The sequence below is a fragment of the Streptomyces endocoffeicus genome (genome assembly GCF_016741935.1).
Classification (GTDB): Bacteria; Actinomycetota; Actinomycetes; order Streptomycetales; family Streptomycetaceae; genus Streptomyces; species Streptomyces endocoffeicus.
This window is the reverse complement of sequence record NZ_JAERRG010000006.1, coordinates 353,656-367,895: the sequence shown is the minus strand read 5'-3', so window position 1 is coordinate 367,895 and position 14,240 is coordinate 353,656. Positions and strand designations below refer to the sequence as shown.

The window sequence follows — 14,240 nt, the reverse complement described above, 5'->3', positions numbered from 1 at the left end:
GTGAACCTAATCCCGTGGTCGGGTGGCGGCAAATACGCGTTCGATCTGACGTAATCACCGCTGGATATGACCTGGGCCACACGCGCCACCGTCCGCCGGACGCCGTGGGCCTACCATGAGACTCCGCTGAGGCTGGAGGCCCCTCCATGGACACCAGGCGTCTGTACTCGTTCGTGAAGATCGTCGACGCCGGGAGCATCACGCGCGCGGCCGACATCCTGCATATCGCCCAGCCCGCGCTCAGCCAGCAACTCTCCATGTTGGAAGCCCAGTTCAAACAGCAACTGCTGATCCGCAGCAAACGCGGAGTGGCGCCCACCGAGGCGGGCCGGGCGCTGTACCGGCACGCACAGCTCATCCTGCGCCAGGTCGATCTGGCACATGCGGCGGTCGATGTCTCAGGACGGACCCCGGCCGGCAGTGTCTCGGTGGGCCTGGCCCCGTACAGCATGGGCGCGGCGCTCGCGCTTCCCCTGCTCAGGAGCGTGCGCGAGCGCTACCCCGACATCCTGCTGCACATCAACGAGAACTTCGGCGGGGTCATCAGCGAAGCGATCATGACCGGCCGGATGGACATGGCCTTCATCTACGGGGCCGGTCCGCTCCGGGGAGTGCAGTTCGAGCCGCTGCGCACCGAGGATCTGTTCCTGATCGCCGCCCCGGGCGCGGACATCCCGGGTGGGGACGGTGAGGTGGCGCTGAAGGAGCTGGTCGACGTCGGTCTGCTGCTGCCCAGCCGTATTCACACCATCCGCCAGGTGGTGGAGGCCGCGTTCCAGCAGGCGTCGCTCCAGCCCCGGGTGATCGGTGAGCTCGAATCGGTCCTGACCCTGGTCAGCGCCGTGGGCGCGGATCTAGGGGCGACGGTGCTGCCCTGGTCCGCGGCGCGCGCCATCCTCGATGTGCGGAACCTGGAGGTACGGCGGATCGTCGAGCCGGCCATCCAGGTCAAGCTCTCCCTCTGCACCTCCGACCATCAGCCGCTGTCGGAGCCGGCCCATGCCGTGCACGACCTGTTCCACGAGCTGATCACCGACTTCGGCTAGCCCGTCCCGCGCTCACCCACCCGGGGGCGGTCCGCTGGTGCCCCGTACCGTCAGCCTGGGGTCCAGCACCGCCTCCCTCGGCTCCGACACCGTGTTCTCCAGCCGCTCCACGGCGAACCGCACCGCGCACTCGGCCATGAGCACCGCGTCCTGCCGGACCGTGGTCAGGCCGATCGGCATCAGATGGGAGAGGTGGCTGTCGTCGTAGCCCACCACCGACAGATCGCGCGGAACCTCGACACCCGCCCGCGCCAGGGTCATCAACAACCCCATCGCGCAACGGTCGTTGCCCGCGAGGACCGCCGTCGGCAGGGGCCGGCCGTGGTCCCGCTCGTCCAGCAGCAGCCGGCCCGCGTCGATGCCCGACTGCTCGGTGTGCTCACCCGGGATCACCCGCAGCTCCGGCTCCAGGCCATGGCGGCGCATCGCGGCCCGGTAGGCGCGGCGGCGCTCGGCCGAGCCCGGTCCACGGCCACCGTCGATGTGCACGATCCCGCGGTGGCCCAGTTCCACGAGGTGCTCCATGGCCTGTCGTACGCCCTTGCCCTCGGCCGTATGCACACTGTCGACGCGGGCGTGGGGCACCCGGCGGCCGACGGAGACGGCGACCGTGCGGTGTCCCAGTGCGTCGATGTCCACGGGCTGTGCGTCGGTGCCGAGCAGGATCACCGCCTCGCAGCGGTGGCCGAGCAGCGCCTCGACGGCCTTGGCCTCGCCCCGCCCCTGAGCGGTCGCGGAGAGCAGGACGTCGTAGCCGAGCCGCTCGGCCTCGGGGTAGATGCCCTCGACGAGGTCGGCGTGGAAGGGCTGGCGCACGGTGAACATCACGCCGAGCGTGCGGCTGCGGCCACGGGCCAGCAGCCGGGCCGCGCTGTCGGGCCGGTAGCCGATCTCGTCAGCGACGCGCAGCACCCGGTCGCGGGTCCGCGGGCTCGCCCCCGGCTGATCGCGGAAGACGATCGAGACCAGGGCCCGGGACACGCCCGCCTGCTCGGCGACGTCCGCCATGGTGGGCCGCTGCCTGCCCGATGTTTCCACCTGTGACCACCCTCCGACGCGGCCCAACCTTACGGGCAGTCGTGAAATCCCCCGGCAACAAGCTATTGACATGACATTCGGACAGCGACCATCGTACTCGACTGGAGCGCGCTAGTAGAGCGCGCTAGTCAATCCCGTTCTCCCCGACCCACCGCCCCGAGGGCCCCGTCCTCCTCCCCCCTCCGCAGAAGGACACGCCATGGCAACGGCGCCATTCCCTCTCCGCACCACCGCGGGCAACCTGTGCCTGGGCTCCGGCCCCGACTCCTGGGGCGTCTGGTTCCCCGAGGACGAGCACCAGGTGGCGTACACCCGCTTCCTCGACGAGCTGGCCGCGGCCGGCTACCAGTGGCTGGAGCTCGGCCCGTACGGCTATCTGCCCACCGAGCCGCGGCGACTGAAGGCCGAGCTCGACGCGCGCGGTCTGCGGGTCTCCGGCGGCACCGCGTTCGGGGCGCTGCACCGCCCCGACGCCTGGGACGAGATGCTCGCCCACGTGCGCGAGGTGGCCGAGCTGACCGCCGCCGCGGGAGCCCACCACCTGGTCCTGATCCCGCCCATGTTCCGGGACGAGAAGACCGGCGACTACACCGAGCCGCCCGAGCTGACCGCCGAGCAGTGGGCGGGCTTCGGCCGGTCCGCCGACCGGCTGGGCAAGCTCCTGCTGGACGAGTACGGCATACGTCTGGTGATCCACCCGCACGCCGACAGCCATATCCAGACCCAGCCGGAGATCGAGCGGCTGCTGAACGAGTCCGACGGCCGCTACACCAACCTCTGCCTGGACACCGGGCACGTGGCCTACGGCGGCGGTGACAACCTCGATCTGTACCCGTGCGCGCCCGATGTGCCGCTGCCCATCGCCGTCAGCACCCGTGAGCACCTGGCCGGCTGCGGCCTCACCGGAACCCGGCGCCCGACCCTCGACCGGTAGGAGACGGCCATGGACGTCAGGGACGACGCGATCCGGGCCCCCAGCCCTGCCACCGCCGGCACCGGCCCCTCCTGACCCCGCTTTCCAAGGAATCCACCATGACCGTACAGATAGGTGTGATCGGCGCCGGAATGATCGGCCAGGACCACATCCGGCGGCTCACCGAGGTCATCACCGGTGCCGCGGTCACCGCCGTGACCGACATCGACCGGGCGCGCGCCACCGAGGTGGCCTCGGGCAAGCCGGTGTTCTGCGAGAAGCCGCTCGCCACCACCGCCGAGGACGGTCTGCGCGTCATGGAGGCCGAACGCGCCCACGGCCGCCGTCTCGTCCAGGTCGGTTTCATGCGCCGCTTCGACGCCGGCTACCGCCAGATGAAGGACGTGCTCACCTCGGGCGCCGTCGGCACTCCGCTCATGGTGCACTGCGCACACCGCAACCCGACCGTGCCGGACTCCTACGTCTCCGCGATGACGGCCCAGGACACGGCCGTCCACGAGATCGACGTACTGCGCTGGCTGCTCGACGACGAGATCAGCTCCGTCCAGGTGATCACCCCGCGCGCCACCGGCAAACGGTTCAGCCATCTCAAGGACCCTCAGATCATGCTCTTCGAGACGGCGAACGGCGTCCGCATCGACCTGGAGGTCTTCGTCAACTGCCAGTACGGCTACGACATCCAGTGCGAGACCGTGGGCGAGGACGGCCTGGTCAGGCTGCCGGACCCGGCGGCCGTCGGCATCCGCGCCGCCGGACTGCACGGCACCGCCGTGCCGCGGGACTGGAAGAGCCGGTTCGGCGATGCCTTCGACACCGAGTTCCGCGAGTGGATCGCCTCGATAGCGGCGGGCGCCGAACCCACCGGCCCGTCGTCCTGGGACGGCTACGCCGCCACCGTCATCACCGACGCCGCCGTCCAGTCCCTGGAGTCGGGCGGCCGGATCATCACCGTCGACATCAAGCCCCGACCCGCGTTCTACGGAGCCGCCTCGTGAAGATCGCACTCGACCCCTATATGCTCCGCGCGCTGCCGCTCGACGAGATGGTGCGCACGGTCGCCGAACTCGGCTACGAATACATCGAGTTGTCCCCGCGCGACGACTTCATGCCGTTCTTCCGCCACCCGCGGGCGGACGACGCGCGCGTCACGGAGCTGAAGCGGGCTCTGCGCACGCACGGTGTCCAGCTCTCCTCCGTGCTGCCGCTGTACAAGTGGTCCTCACCCGACGAGACCGAGCGGCAGACCGCCGTCCGCTACTGGAAGCGGATGATCGAGATCACCGCCGACCTCGAATGCCCGCTGATGAACTCGGAGTTCAACGGCCGCCCCGAGCGCGCCGCCGAGAGCGAGGCCGCCTTCTGGCGCTCGCTGGAGGAGCTGCTGCCGCTCTTCGAACGCGAGGGCATCGCCCTCAACCTCGAGGCCCACCCGGACGACTTCTGCGAGGAGAACACCCCCGCGGTCGACCTGGTGCGCGCCATCAACAAGCCCTGGGTGAACTACCTCTACTGCGCTCCGCACACCTTCCACCTCTCCGGCGCCGAGCCGACGGCGGACACCGCGGCGATGATGGCTTACGCGGGCGACAAGCTCCAGCATGTGCACATCGCGGACTCCTTCAACCACAAGGGTTCCTCCGGGCTGCGTTACATCCTCAACCCGCCCGGCACCCCCGCCCGCATCCATCAGCACCTGGACATCGGCCAGGGCGAGGTCGACTGGGACACCTTCTTCGGCACCCTCCGCGAGCTGAACTTCGACGGTGTCGCCACCTCCTGCGTCTTCGCCTGGGAGGAACGGGCCCGGGAGTCCTCCGCCTTCATGCTGAACCGCATCCGCAAGGAGCTCGCGGCCTGAGTCACGTCGGCCGGGCGCAAGAATCCCGTCAAAGGTGGTCAGGGCGGCGTAAGAGGAGCGTCAGGGTGCGCTCCACCCGCCCTGCGCCCGGCCTAGCGTGCCCGTATGGAACGGCTGATCGCCCGGCTCGCCCGGACGCCCCGTGGCCGCCGACGGGGTGCGGACGCGCGGTGGGCGGTGTGGCTCGCGCTGGCCTTCGCCGGGGTGACGACGGTGCTCGACTGGGCCTCGGGCGGGCTCACCGTGGCACGGGCCGATCTGTGGGCCCTGCTCGCGGTGGCGGTGTGCACGGTGCTGCGGCCACCGCGGGTGACGGCGGGAGGTGGCTGGCTGACGGTACGAGGCCTCGTACGCGTGCGCCGGGTGCGCACCGACGCCCTGGTCGGGGTGTGGCGGGACGGCCGGATCGCCACTCGTCTGCTTCTGTGGGACGTCCACGGCCACCGGGTGACGCTCGACCTCGGCGTCCTGGTCGCGGATCCGCTGCTATGGCACGAGCTGGACACCGGTGCCCGGCGCTCCCTCGAGGCGGGTACGTTGCGGCACGGCACGGAGATCCTGCGGCTGCTGGGCCGGGACCTGGATGACACGGCGACCCGGGGGATCCTCGGCGCCTCCGGCCTGGGATAGACGGGCGGGTCAGCCGCGCAGCGCCCGCAGATGAGCACTGCGGACGTCCGCGGTCTGACCCTGCACCACCAGGAACAGGCCCTCCCGGGCCAGCCGCTGGGCGGGGCTGCCGAGGCCGAAGGCCCGGCCGCCGCCCGCCACGATCGCCGCGGTGGTGGCGGCGCGCAGCACGTCGTAGGCCCGGGTCTTCACCGCGAGCCGGTCCGCCAGGCGCTCGCCCGGGGGAACCTCGTCCACCAGCGCGTACGCCTCCCGGCGCACCTCGCGCAGCCGCTCGCCCAGCACCTGCGCCGTCTCCTTCGCCTCCGCGTCCCCGGCGGCCCCCAACAGGTCCAGGGCGGCGCCCGCCACGCCGAACACGGCCGGGTTGGGATTGGTGTTCTTCGGCCGGTCCGAGACCGCCCACTCCTCGTAGGGACGGCTCCAGACCACCGCGTCCTCGGGCACCACCAGGCCGTCCAGCTCCAGGCCGACCGTACGGGTGCCGGTCAGCGCGGCGAGTTCGAGCCGCGGTGTGGGCCGCAGACCGGGCTGCTCACGGGCGTCCGTGACGGCGAACAGCGCCTCGCCGTCGTCGGTGACCCCGGCGAGGAGCATCACATCGTTCAGGCCCCAGCCGGTGTACCACGGCACCCGGCCGTCGAAGCGCCTGCCGCCCGGGACCCGGGTGACCCGCACCGGTGTGCGGGGGAAGGCCCGCAGATGGGAGAAGGCGATACCGGACAGCAGCGTGCCGTCGCACAGCGGCCGCAGCAGCCGCTCGCGCGCCGGGGAGTCGGAGGCGGCGAGCATCCGGACCGGGCTGTGGTGCTGGGCCTGGACGAAGTAGGTGGCGCAGCACGCCCCGGCCAGGATTTCGGCGATCTCGCGGGCCACCGCGTCCGGTGCCCGCGCCCCGCCGTACGCCGCCGGGCCGCTCACCCCGAGCACCCCGGACCTCTTGACCTCGGCGATCGTGGCCGGGGAGACGCCCTCGCGGTCGGCGGCCTCGGCGCCGGGCACCAGCACCTCACGGGCGAGGCGCCGGGCCGCCTCGATCAGCGTCGTGGCCGGGGCGGTCATGGCCGCTCCTGAGCGTCGGGGGACGCCAGACCGGCCAGCAGCAGGCGCAGGCCGCGGTGGAAGTGGGAGTCCCAGTCGTCCTCTTCCAGGAGCGGGAAGTGGCCGGCGAGGGTGGGGTATTCGTCGATGCGGGTGCGGATGTGGGCGTCCACGGCCGAGCGGGTCGCCGCCTCGTCGGAGCGCTGCTGCCACACGGCTTCGGAGGAGGCGGAGCCGATCACATAGTGGGTGATGGTGGCCGCGGCGGACGACAGGTGGACCCCTTCGAAGCCGCCGGTGGTGAGCGCGGTGTAGGCGAACTCCGAGCAGCGCAGGGCGTTGGGCCCCATGAGGGGGCGGGAGTTGGCCAGCGGCGCGGCCCATGGGTGGCGCAGCAGGACCGAGCGCAGGCCGGTCATGAACGCCTCGATGTCCTCCTGCCATGAGGCGCTGTGCCGCTCGGGGAGGTCGAGTTCGGCGAAGACCGCGTCGAGAGCGAGGTCCAGGACGTCGTCCTTGGTGGCCACGTGCCAGTAGAGGCTGGTCGCGTGGGCGCCGAGCCGCTCGGCGAGCCGACGCATGCTCAGCTTCCGCTCACCGTCGCGGTCCAGCAGCTCGACGGCGGTGGCGATGATTCGCTCATGTGACAGCTGAGGCCGTGGGCGGGAGGTCTTCCCGGTGCGGAACCACACCGCCCCCGGCGCGTTGTCCAGCACCTTCTTCCCCTGGTCCGGGTCCGTTCCCTGGTTCCCGTCCGGCTTCGCGCTCACGAGCCCGCAGCCTACCTCGTTGCGGTCACCGCTCCACCACTCCTACAGTGCTGGATGGAATCCAACACTGTAGGAGAAGAGAGAACAAGGGAGCGTCATGAGCGACGAGGAAGGCCATCCACGCCGGTGGGCGATCCTGGTGGCCCTGTGTGCCGCCCTGCTCGTGATCGTCATCGACAACACCGTCCTGCATGTCGCGGTGCCCGCCATCGGCGATGCCTTCGACGCCTCGACGGACCAGCTCCAGGCGGTGATCGACGCCTATGTCGTGGTCTTCGCCGGGCTCCTCATCACCGCGGGGGTGCTCTCCGACCGCTACGGCAGGCGGCGCACCCTCGTCGTGGGGCTGCTCGTCTTCGGGGCGGCGTCGGCACTGGCGGCGGCGGCCCCGTCGATGTGGTGGCTGATCGCGACGCGGGCGCTCATGGGGGTGGGCGCGGCGCTGGTGATGCCCGCGACGCTCGCGGTGCTCGTCGTGGTCTTCCCCGAGCGGGAGCGCCCGCGGGCCTTCGCGGTGTGGAGCGCGGTCGCCTCCGTCGGCATGGCGGCGGGGCCCCTGCTCGGGGGTGCCCTGGTGGACGCGTGGAGCTGGGCGGGGGTCTTCCTGATCAACGTCCCCGTGGTGGCGGTGGCCCTGTTCGGGGTCGTACGGCTGGTGCCCGAGACCCGGGCGCCCGACGCCCGTGGACCGGATCCGTACGGCACCGTCCTGGTCACCGCGGGCATGACCGGCCTGGTGTGGGCGCTGATCGAGGCCCCGGCGTACGGGTACACCGCGCCCGCGGTGGTGGCCGCGGCGGCGGTGGCGGTACTGGCGCTGGCCGGCTTCGGCGTACGGCAGTGCCGCTCCGCGACACCGATGGTCGATCTGCGGCTCTACCGCGACCGGCGGTTCTCCGGGGCGGGCTTCGCGGTGGCGGTGATGACCATCGCCACGGGCAGCACCCTCTTCGTGCTGAGCCAGTATCTGCAACTGGTGCTCGGCCACAGCGCGTTCGAGACCGGGCTCGCCGCGGTGCCGCTCGCGGCGGGGGTCGTCGCGGGCTCGGCCGCCGGCGGCCGGGCCCCGGCCAGATTCGGGGCGCGGGCCTGCATCGTCGCCGGATTCACCGTCACCGCGGCCGGATTCGCGGTGCTGGCCTCGCTCTCCGAGAGCGGCGGCTCCGCGGCGGTGTCCATCGGACTGGCGCTGGCGGGCCTCGGATCCGGTATCGCGGGGCCCTCGGCGACCAGCACCGTCCTGGGGGCGGTGCCACCCGAGCGGGCCGGTATGGGCTCCGCGCTCAACGACACCCACCAGCAACTCGGCATCGCCCTGGGCGTGGCCGGGCTGGGCAGCCTGCTCGCCACCGTCTACCGGGGCAAGTTGCCGGACGGTCTGCCCGAGGACGCGATGTCCTCGCTCGGCGCCACCCTGTCGCACGCCCGGGGCCGCGCGGACGGCGGGGCACTGGCCGAGGCGGCCCGCTCGGCCTTCACCGACGCCCAGTCCGTCACCATGAGCGTCGGCGTGGCGGCCGCCCTGACCGGCGCGGTCGTGGCACTGCTCGCCCTGCCGGGCCGCACCACCCGGGCGGTGGCACCCGACCCGGAGTCCGAGGAGGTGGGGCAGCCGGGATCTCGGCGGGACGCGGAGTGAGGACCGGCCCTTCCGCAAGGTGTCCGCGGCGAGCCCCGGTTCGTTCACGTCACCTCACAGCACGGCGATCGCGAACGCGATGCAGAAGGTCACGAACAGCGCCACAAAGAGCCAAATGACGATCGTGGGCCCCTTCGACCAGCCCTTCGTGGGGTTGTACGTCTCGCGGGGACCCGCTTCCGACAAGCCGCCCTCGGCCGGTGGGGTCTCACCCGGGGGCACGCCCACGCTCGGCCGAAGTCGGGGAGATCCGGGAGTCGCAGGACTTCCGGGAGGCCCGGGAGACCCAGGAGATCCGGCAGGCCCGGGAGATCCGGCAGGCCCGGGAGTGCGGTCAGGGTGCGGGTTCTGCTGGTCCATGTCCGATGCGCTCCTTTCCGCCTGCGGCGCGCCGGCTCCCCGGTCCGCCACCCCGTTCGAGGCGCCGTCCCCGGTGGACTCTTCCCATCATACGGCGGAAGAGTGGCCGTCCGTGAGCTGCCGGAAACGCTCGTGGTGCGACGCCCGCCCTCTTGCGGGAGCCTGGAGGCAGGGAGCGTGCCCGGCAGTCGCGCCGCACATCCGGGGTGACACCTGCACCTAGCGAGGAAGGCGGGCCGTGATGAGCGCTTCGGATACGCACGCCATGAGGCGGGGCCAGGGCGAGATGGCCCCACCCTCGGCGATCAAGCTGAACATCAACGATCAGGTGCGGCAGCTCGAGGTGGATCCGCGGACCTCGCTGCTCGACGCGCTGCGTGAGCATCTGCGCCTGAGCGGGACCAAGAAGGGGTGCGATCACGGGCAGTGCGGCGCCTGCACGGTGCTGATCAACGGCCGACGCGTCCTCTCCTGCCTGACACTCGCCGTGATGCACGAGGACGACGAGATCATGACGATCGAGGGCCTGGGCGACCCCGACCATCTGCACCCCATGCAACGGGCCTTCGTCGAATGCGACGGCTTCCAGTGTGGCTACTGCACCCCCGGCCAGATCTGTTCGGCCGTCGGCATGCTCGCCGAGGTGAGGGCGGGCTGGCCCAGCCATGTCACCACCGACGTGTCCTCGCCCCGGGTCGCGTTGACCGATGACGAGATCCGCGAGCGGATGAGCGGCAACATCTGCCGGTGCGCCGCCTATCCGAACATCGTCGCGGCCATCCGCGGCGGCGCGGAGGGAGACGCCACATGAAGTCCTTCACCTATGAGCGGGCGACGGACACACGGGCCGCCGTCGCCGCGGCGGCCCAGCCGGGCGCGAAGTTCATCAGCGGCGGCACCAATCTGCTCGACCTGATGAAGCTCGACATCGAGTACCCCAGCCATCTGGTGGACATCAGCCGGCTTCCGCTGCGGGACATCGAGGAGCTGCCGGACGGCGGGCTGCGCCTCGGCGCCCAGGCACGGAACTCCGATGTGGCGGCCGATCCCCGTGTGCGCACCCGCTGTCCGGTGCTGTCGGAGGCGCTGGTGTCGGGCGCCTCGGGCCAGCTGCGCAACAAGGCGTCCACCGGGGGAAATCTGGTGCAGCGCACACGCTGTCCCTACTTCTACGACACGGCCGCGGACTGCAACAAGCGCGACCCCGGATCGGGGTGCGCGGCGATCGGCGGGTTCAACCGGATCCACGCCATCCTCGGCGCGAGCGAATCCTGCATCGCCACCCACCCCTCGGACATGGCCGTCGCGATGACCGCGCTCGACGCGGAGATCGAGCTGCTGCGGGCCGATGGGTCGGTGCGGCGCGTCGCCATCACGGACTTCTACCGGCTGCCGGGCGATACGCCGCATATCGAGAACGTGCTGGGTGACGACGAGATGATCACGGGCGTTCTGCTGCCCCCGCCGCTGCCGGGCCGGCAGATCTACCGCAAGGTGCGGGACCGGGCGTCGTACGAGTTCGCACTGGTCTCGGTGGCGGCCATCGTCTCGGCCGACCGGGGAACGATCCGAGAGGCACGGGTGGCGTTCGGCGGTGTGGCGCACAAGCCGTGGCGGTCCGTCGAGGCGGAGGACGCGCTGACCGACCGTCCGGCCACGATGGACACCTATCGCGCCGCCGCCGAGGTGGCGCTGCGCGGCGCGGTCGGGCGGGGTGACAACGACTTCAAGATCGAGCTGGCCAAGCGCACACTGTGCCGCACGCTGGCGCAAGCGGCCGGGGCGAGCTGAGGAGGCGAGATGATCGGGCAAGCTGTGAACCGCGTCGACGGCCCGCTGAAGGCCACCGGCCGGGCCGCCTACGCCTACGAGCACTGGGAGGCCGGTCAGCCGCTCTACGGCTTCATCGTCGGCGCGACGATCGGCAAGGGCCGCATCACCCGCATCGACACCGAGGACGCGGAAGGCGCGCCCGGTGTCCAGCTGGTGATGACCCACCTCAACGCCCCGGCACAAGGCCCCCGCGACGAGTCCATTCCCTTCGAATACTGGCGCGCCCAGCCGATGCTGACCGGCCCGGACATCCACTTCCACGGCGAGCCGGTGGCACTGGTCGTCGCCGAGACGCTCGAGCAGGCCCGGGACGCGGCCGACCTGGTCGAGGTCGAATACCGCGCCGGGCGGGGCCGTTTCGACTTCGGCGAGTTCGAGGACGACACCTACATCCCGAAGACGGTCAACGCCGGTCTCCCCACCGACACCGCGGTGGGTGATTTCGACGCCGGGTTCGCCGGTGCGGAGGTCAGGGTCGACCAGCGGTACACGACGCCGTACGAGTTCTCGATGCCGATCGAACCGAACGCGTCCATGGTGGCACCGCGCGGCGAGGACCTGGTCGTCTACGTCAGCTGCCAGATCACCGACGCGGCACGGGACTCGGTCGCCGGCACGCTGATGATGGACCCGGCGCGAGTGCACATCATCACCCCCTTCGTCGGCGGCGGCTTCGGCTCCAAGCTGGGCATCCACTCCGAGACGATCCTGGCGGCGCTCGCCGCCCGCACGCTGGGCCGGCCGGTCAAGGTCACGCTGACCCGCCAGCAGGTCTTCCAGCTCGTGGGCATGCGCCCCACGTCGAGCCAGCGGGTCCGGCTGGGGGCGGGACGTGATGGACGGCTGGCCGCGATCGCCCACGACGTCACCATGCACACCAACCCCGACGTCGAGTACGCGGAGCAGACCGCCGCCACCGTCCGCAGCCTCTACGCCGCGCCCCACCGGCTGACCAGCCACCGGCTGACCGCGCTCGACCTGCCGCGCGGAACGGACGTCCGCGCGCCGGGCGAGGCGCCGGGCATGCTCTCGGTCGAGTCGGCGATGGACGAGCTGGCCGACGCGCTCGGGATGGACCCGGTCGAGTTGCGCATCCGCAACGAGCCCACCGTGGATCCCGAGCGGAACGTGCCGTACAGCGACCGGCACCTGGTGGAGTGTTTGCGCGAGGGCGCGCGCCGGTTCGGCTGGGAGAGCCGCCCGGCCACGCCCGCGAGTGTACGCGAGGGACGGTGGCTGATCGGCTACGGCATGTCGGCCGCCATCCGGGGACACTTCCAGGGGCCGACGACGGTGCGGGTGCGGTTGGAGCCGGACGGCACCGCCGTCGTCCAGACCGACATGACCGATATCGGCACGGGCACCTACACCATCCTCACCCAGGTCGGTGCCGAGGGACTCGGGCTCCCGCTGGAACGGGTGCGGATCGACCTCGGGCGTTCGGATCATCCCTCCAGCTGGGGGTCGGGCGGCTCGTGGGGCGCCACCAATTCGTCCACCGCGCTGCACCGGGCGTGCGCGGCCCTGCGCACGAAGCTGCTGGACGCGGCGTGCGGCGACACAAGCTCCCCGCTGCACGGCCGGGACCCGGCGGACGCCGTGTTCTCCGACGGCAACGTGGCCATCGGTGGCGCGTCCGAGGCGCTGCGCGAGATCGTCGCGCGCCACCACCCCGACGGTGTGGAGGCGGAGGGTCAGACCCGCTTCATGGGCGACGATCCGAACTACTCGGACTACTCGATCAACACCTACGGGGCCCATTTCGCCGAAGTGGGCGTCGACGCGGACACCGCCGAGATCCGTCTGCGGCGGATGCTCAGCGTGTTCTCGGTGGGCCGTGTGTTCAACCCGAAGACGGCCCGTTCGCAGCTGATCGGCGGCATGATCTGGGGTGTCGGCGCGGCCCTCGAGGAAGAAGCCGTCGTCGACCCGCGGTCCGGCGCCTTCGTCAACCGGGACTTCGCGGGGTATCTGGTGCCGGTCCACGGCGACATCCCCGCCGACATCGAGGCCGTCGTCCTCGAGGGGTACGACGACAAGGCCAATGACCTCGGCGCGAAGGGCATCGGTGAAGTGGGCATCTGCGGATCCGGTGCGGCGGTGGCCAACGCGGTGTTCAACGCCACCGGAGTGCGCGTACGGGACTTCCCCATCACGCTGGAGAAGCTGTTGCCCGGATTGCCGGCCATGGTCTGACCCGCTGGGCACAGCACGCCGATCGCACAGTGGCGGGGCGTAGCGTCGTCCCATGACGATCACCGACGAGTCCCTCATACGGCTGCGGAGGGCGGCGGCCGCGGGCGATGCCCGAGCCGCGCTCCGGCTGGGGCGGTTGCTGTGCCTGACGGCAGCGGACCCGGCCGAGCCCGGGGACGGCGAGCCGACCTGGCCCGAAGAGCCCTGGCTGCGTGCCGCCGTGGCGGCACACCCCGATGATGTCGAGGCTCTGACCCTGCTGGCCGGGCGCCTTGCCCAGCAGATCTCCTACTGGGAGGCGTGTCTGGACATGAACCCCGACGTCATGGAGTGGTACGGGGAGGACGAGAGCACCGTCGAACGGCGGCACGTCGAGGCGGAGAAGCTGTACGCCCGGATACGCGCGGCCGGTCCCACCCGCCACGCGGGGGCCGGGCTGGACGAGTTGGCCATGCTCCTCGGGGTCGGCGACAAGCCCGCGGCCGAGTGCGCGTACAGCTTCTACGTCATGGAGGACGAGGCATGGAGCGGTTCCGTGCGTCACAGCGCGACCATCGTCGCGTCCGACGCCGCTGAGATCCGCTGGGCCTGCGACAAGTGGTTCACCCTGTCCGAGGGCGGCATCGGTGGTGAACCCACCCTGACCGCCTGGGTGGACGGCGCGGAGGTGGACTCGACCGACCTCGGCCCGCACCTCGCGGACGGCGGCGTGGACTGGGACGCCGTCGCCGTGCCCGAACTTTCCGGTTCCCGGCTGCCCGCGGGACTGCCGGTCCCGGGCCGCGGGCTTCATTACGGCTTCGCCGGGGGAGCCGAGTAGTACGTCGGCGAGCCGGGGGACCCGATGGACCAAGAACCCGCGGCGTTCCTCGCCGGCGTGGCGGCCCTCGTCGGC

Annotated in this window: 14 protein-coding genes; 10 read left to right on the top strand and 4 right to left on the bottom strand. The window is 71.4% G+C overall.

What is annotated here, in order from left to right; translation table 11 throughout:
- Window positions 1-146: 146 nt before the first annotated feature.
- A complete protein-coding gene (nac, locus tag JK364_RS18260; RefSeq protein WP_191062892.1) occupies window positions 147-1,046 on the top strand; it encodes a nitrogen assimilation transcriptional regulator NAC in 900 nt (299 codons plus the stop codon).
- 12 nt (window positions 1,047-1,058) lie between these two features.
- Here the strand turns inward: nac and JK364_RS18255 are convergent, their stop codons facing one another.
- Window positions 1,059-2,054, bottom strand: a complete 996-nt coding sequence (locus JK364_RS18255) for a LacI family DNA-binding transcriptional regulator (protein WP_201852248.1) — start codon at window positions 2,052-2,054, stop codon at window positions 1,059-1,061.
- A gap of 229 nt (window positions 2,055-2,283) precedes the next feature.
- Here JK364_RS18255 and JK364_RS18250 point away from each other — a divergent pair, with 229 nt between their 5' ends.
- The 4 genes from JK364_RS18250 (at window position 2,284) to JK364_RS18235 (ending at window position 5,506) form a co-directional block, all read left to right on the top strand.
- Complete coding sequence (locus tag JK364_RS18250; RefSeq protein WP_201852155.1) at window positions 2,284-3,018, top strand: sugar phosphate isomerase/epimerase family protein; 735 nt, start codon at window positions 2,284-2,286, stop codon at window positions 3,016-3,018.
- A gap of 98 nt (window positions 3,019-3,116) precedes the next feature.
- Window positions 3,117-4,013 (top strand): Gfo/Idh/MocA family oxidoreductase, encoded by an 897-nt coding sequence (locus JK364_RS18245; protein ID WP_201852154.1) that lies wholly within the window; start codon window positions 3,117-3,119, stop codon window positions 4,011-4,013.
- A complete protein-coding gene (locus tag JK364_RS18240; protein ID WP_201852153.1) occupies window positions 4,010-4,876 on the top strand; it encodes a sugar phosphate isomerase/epimerase family protein in 867 nt (288 codons plus the stop codon). The genes JK364_RS18245 and JK364_RS18240 overlap by 4 nt, the downstream gene beginning before the upstream one ends.
- Window positions 4,877-4,981: 105 nt before the next feature.
- Window positions 4,982-5,506, top strand: coding sequence for a hypothetical protein (locus JK364_RS18235; RefSeq protein ID WP_230992104.1), 525 nt, complete (start codon window positions 4,982-4,984; stop codon window positions 5,504-5,506).
- A 9-nt stretch (window positions 5,507-5,515) separates the two neighbouring features.
- Here JK364_RS18235 and JK364_RS18230 read toward each other — a convergent pair whose 3' ends face one another.
- Both JK364_RS18230 and JK364_RS18225 read right to left on the bottom strand, forming a co-directional pair.
- Entirely contained in the window at window positions 5,516-6,568 is a 1,053-nt protein-coding gene (locus JK364_RS18230; protein ID WP_201852152.1) for an acyl-CoA dehydrogenase family protein, read from the bottom strand.
- Window positions 6,565-7,317 carry a TetR/AcrR family transcriptional regulator gene (locus tag JK364_RS18225; RefSeq protein ID WP_201852151.1) on the bottom strand — a complete coding sequence of 251 codons (753 nt, stop codon included), beginning with the start codon at window positions 7,315-7,317 and terminating at the stop codon, window positions 6,565-6,567. Before JK364_RS18225 ends, JK364_RS18230 begins: the two co-directional genes overlap by 4 nt.
- Window positions 7,318-7,414: 97 nt before the next feature.
- Between JK364_RS18225 and JK364_RS18220 the strand changes: the two genes are divergently transcribed.
- Window positions 7,415-8,956, top strand: coding sequence for an MFS transporter (locus JK364_RS18220; protein WP_201852150.1), 1,542 nt, complete (start codon window positions 7,415-7,417; stop codon window positions 8,954-8,956).
- A gap of 54 nt (window positions 8,957-9,010) precedes the next feature.
- On the opposite strand, the gene JK364_RS57560 is transcribed toward JK364_RS18220, so the two are convergent.
- Window positions 9,011-9,316, bottom strand: a complete 306-nt coding sequence (locus JK364_RS57560) for a DUF6480 family protein (RefSeq protein WP_307841319.1) — start codon at window positions 9,314-9,316, stop codon at window positions 9,011-9,013.
- 241 nt (window positions 9,317-9,557) lie between these two features.
- Between JK364_RS57560 and JK364_RS18215 the strand changes: the two genes are divergently transcribed.
- From JK364_RS18215 to JK364_RS18200, 4 genes are read left to right on the top strand one after another with little or no spacing between them, the layout of a single operon-like run.
- Complete coding sequence (locus tag JK364_RS18215; RefSeq protein ID WP_201852149.1) at window positions 9,558-10,127, top strand: 2Fe-2S iron-sulfur cluster-binding protein; 570 nt, start codon at window positions 9,558-9,560, stop codon at window positions 10,125-10,127.
- Window positions 10,124-11,107: an FAD binding domain-containing protein gene (locus JK364_RS18210; protein WP_201852148.1), complete on the top strand. Its 984-nt coding sequence runs from the start codon at window positions 10,124-10,126 to the stop codon at window positions 11,105-11,107. The genes JK364_RS18215 and JK364_RS18210 overlap by 4 nt, the downstream gene beginning before the upstream one ends.
- Window positions 11,108-11,116: 9 nt before the next feature.
- Window positions 11,117-13,345: a xanthine dehydrogenase family protein molybdopterin-binding subunit gene (locus JK364_RS18205; RefSeq protein WP_201852147.1), complete on the top strand. Its 2,229-nt coding sequence runs from the start codon at window positions 11,117-11,119 to the stop codon at window positions 13,343-13,345.
- A gap of 52 nt (window positions 13,346-13,397) precedes the next feature.
- On the top strand, window positions 13,398-14,165 hold the full coding sequence (locus tag JK364_RS18200; protein WP_201852146.1) for a hypothetical protein: 768 nt from the start codon (window positions 13,398-13,400) through the stop codon (window positions 14,163-14,165).
- Window positions 14,166-14,240: the final 75 nt, after the last annotated feature.

Coding starts and splice junctions, on each gene's coding strand:
- nac (WP_191062892.1), top strand. CDS start 147: ATGGACACCAGGCGTCTGTACTCGTTCGTGAAGATCGTCGACGCCGGG.
- JK364_RS18255 (WP_201852248.1), bottom strand. CDS start 2,054: ATGGCGGACGTCGCCGAGCAGGCGGGCGTGTCCCGGGCCCTGGTCTCG.
- JK364_RS18250 (WP_201852155.1), top strand. CDS start 2,284: ATGGCAACGGCGCCATTCCCTCTCCGCACCACCGCGGGCAACCTGTGC.
- JK364_RS18245 (WP_201852154.1), top strand. CDS start 3,117: ATGACCGTACAGATAGGTGTGATCGGCGCCGGAATGATCGGCCAGGAC.
- JK364_RS18235 (WP_230992104.1), top strand. CDS start 4,982: ATGGAACGGCTGATCGCCCGGCTCGCCCGGACGCCCCGTGGCCGCCGA.
- JK364_RS18230 (WP_201852152.1), bottom strand. CDS start 6,568: ATGACCGCCCCGGCCACGACGCTGATCGAGGCGGCCCGGCGCCTCGCC.
- JK364_RS18220 (WP_201852150.1), top strand. CDS start 7,415: ATGAGCGACGAGGAAGGCCATCCACGCCGGTGGGCGATCCTGGTGGCC.
- JK364_RS57560 (WP_307841319.1), bottom strand. CDS start 9,316: ATGGACCAGCAGAACCCGCACCCTGACCGCACTCCCGGGCCTGCCGGA.
- JK364_RS18215 (WP_201852149.1), top strand. CDS start 9,558: ATGAGCGCTTCGGATACGCACGCCATGAGGCGGGGCCAGGGCGAGATG.
- JK364_RS18210 (WP_201852148.1), top strand. CDS start 10,124: ATGAAGTCCTTCACCTATGAGCGGGCGACGGACACACGGGCCGCCGTC.
- JK364_RS18205 (WP_201852147.1), top strand. CDS start 11,117: ATGATCGGGCAAGCTGTGAACCGCGTCGACGGCCCGCTGAAGGCCACC.
- JK364_RS18200 (WP_201852146.1), top strand. CDS start 13,398: ATGACGATCACCGACGAGTCCCTCATACGGCTGCGGAGGGCGGCGGCC.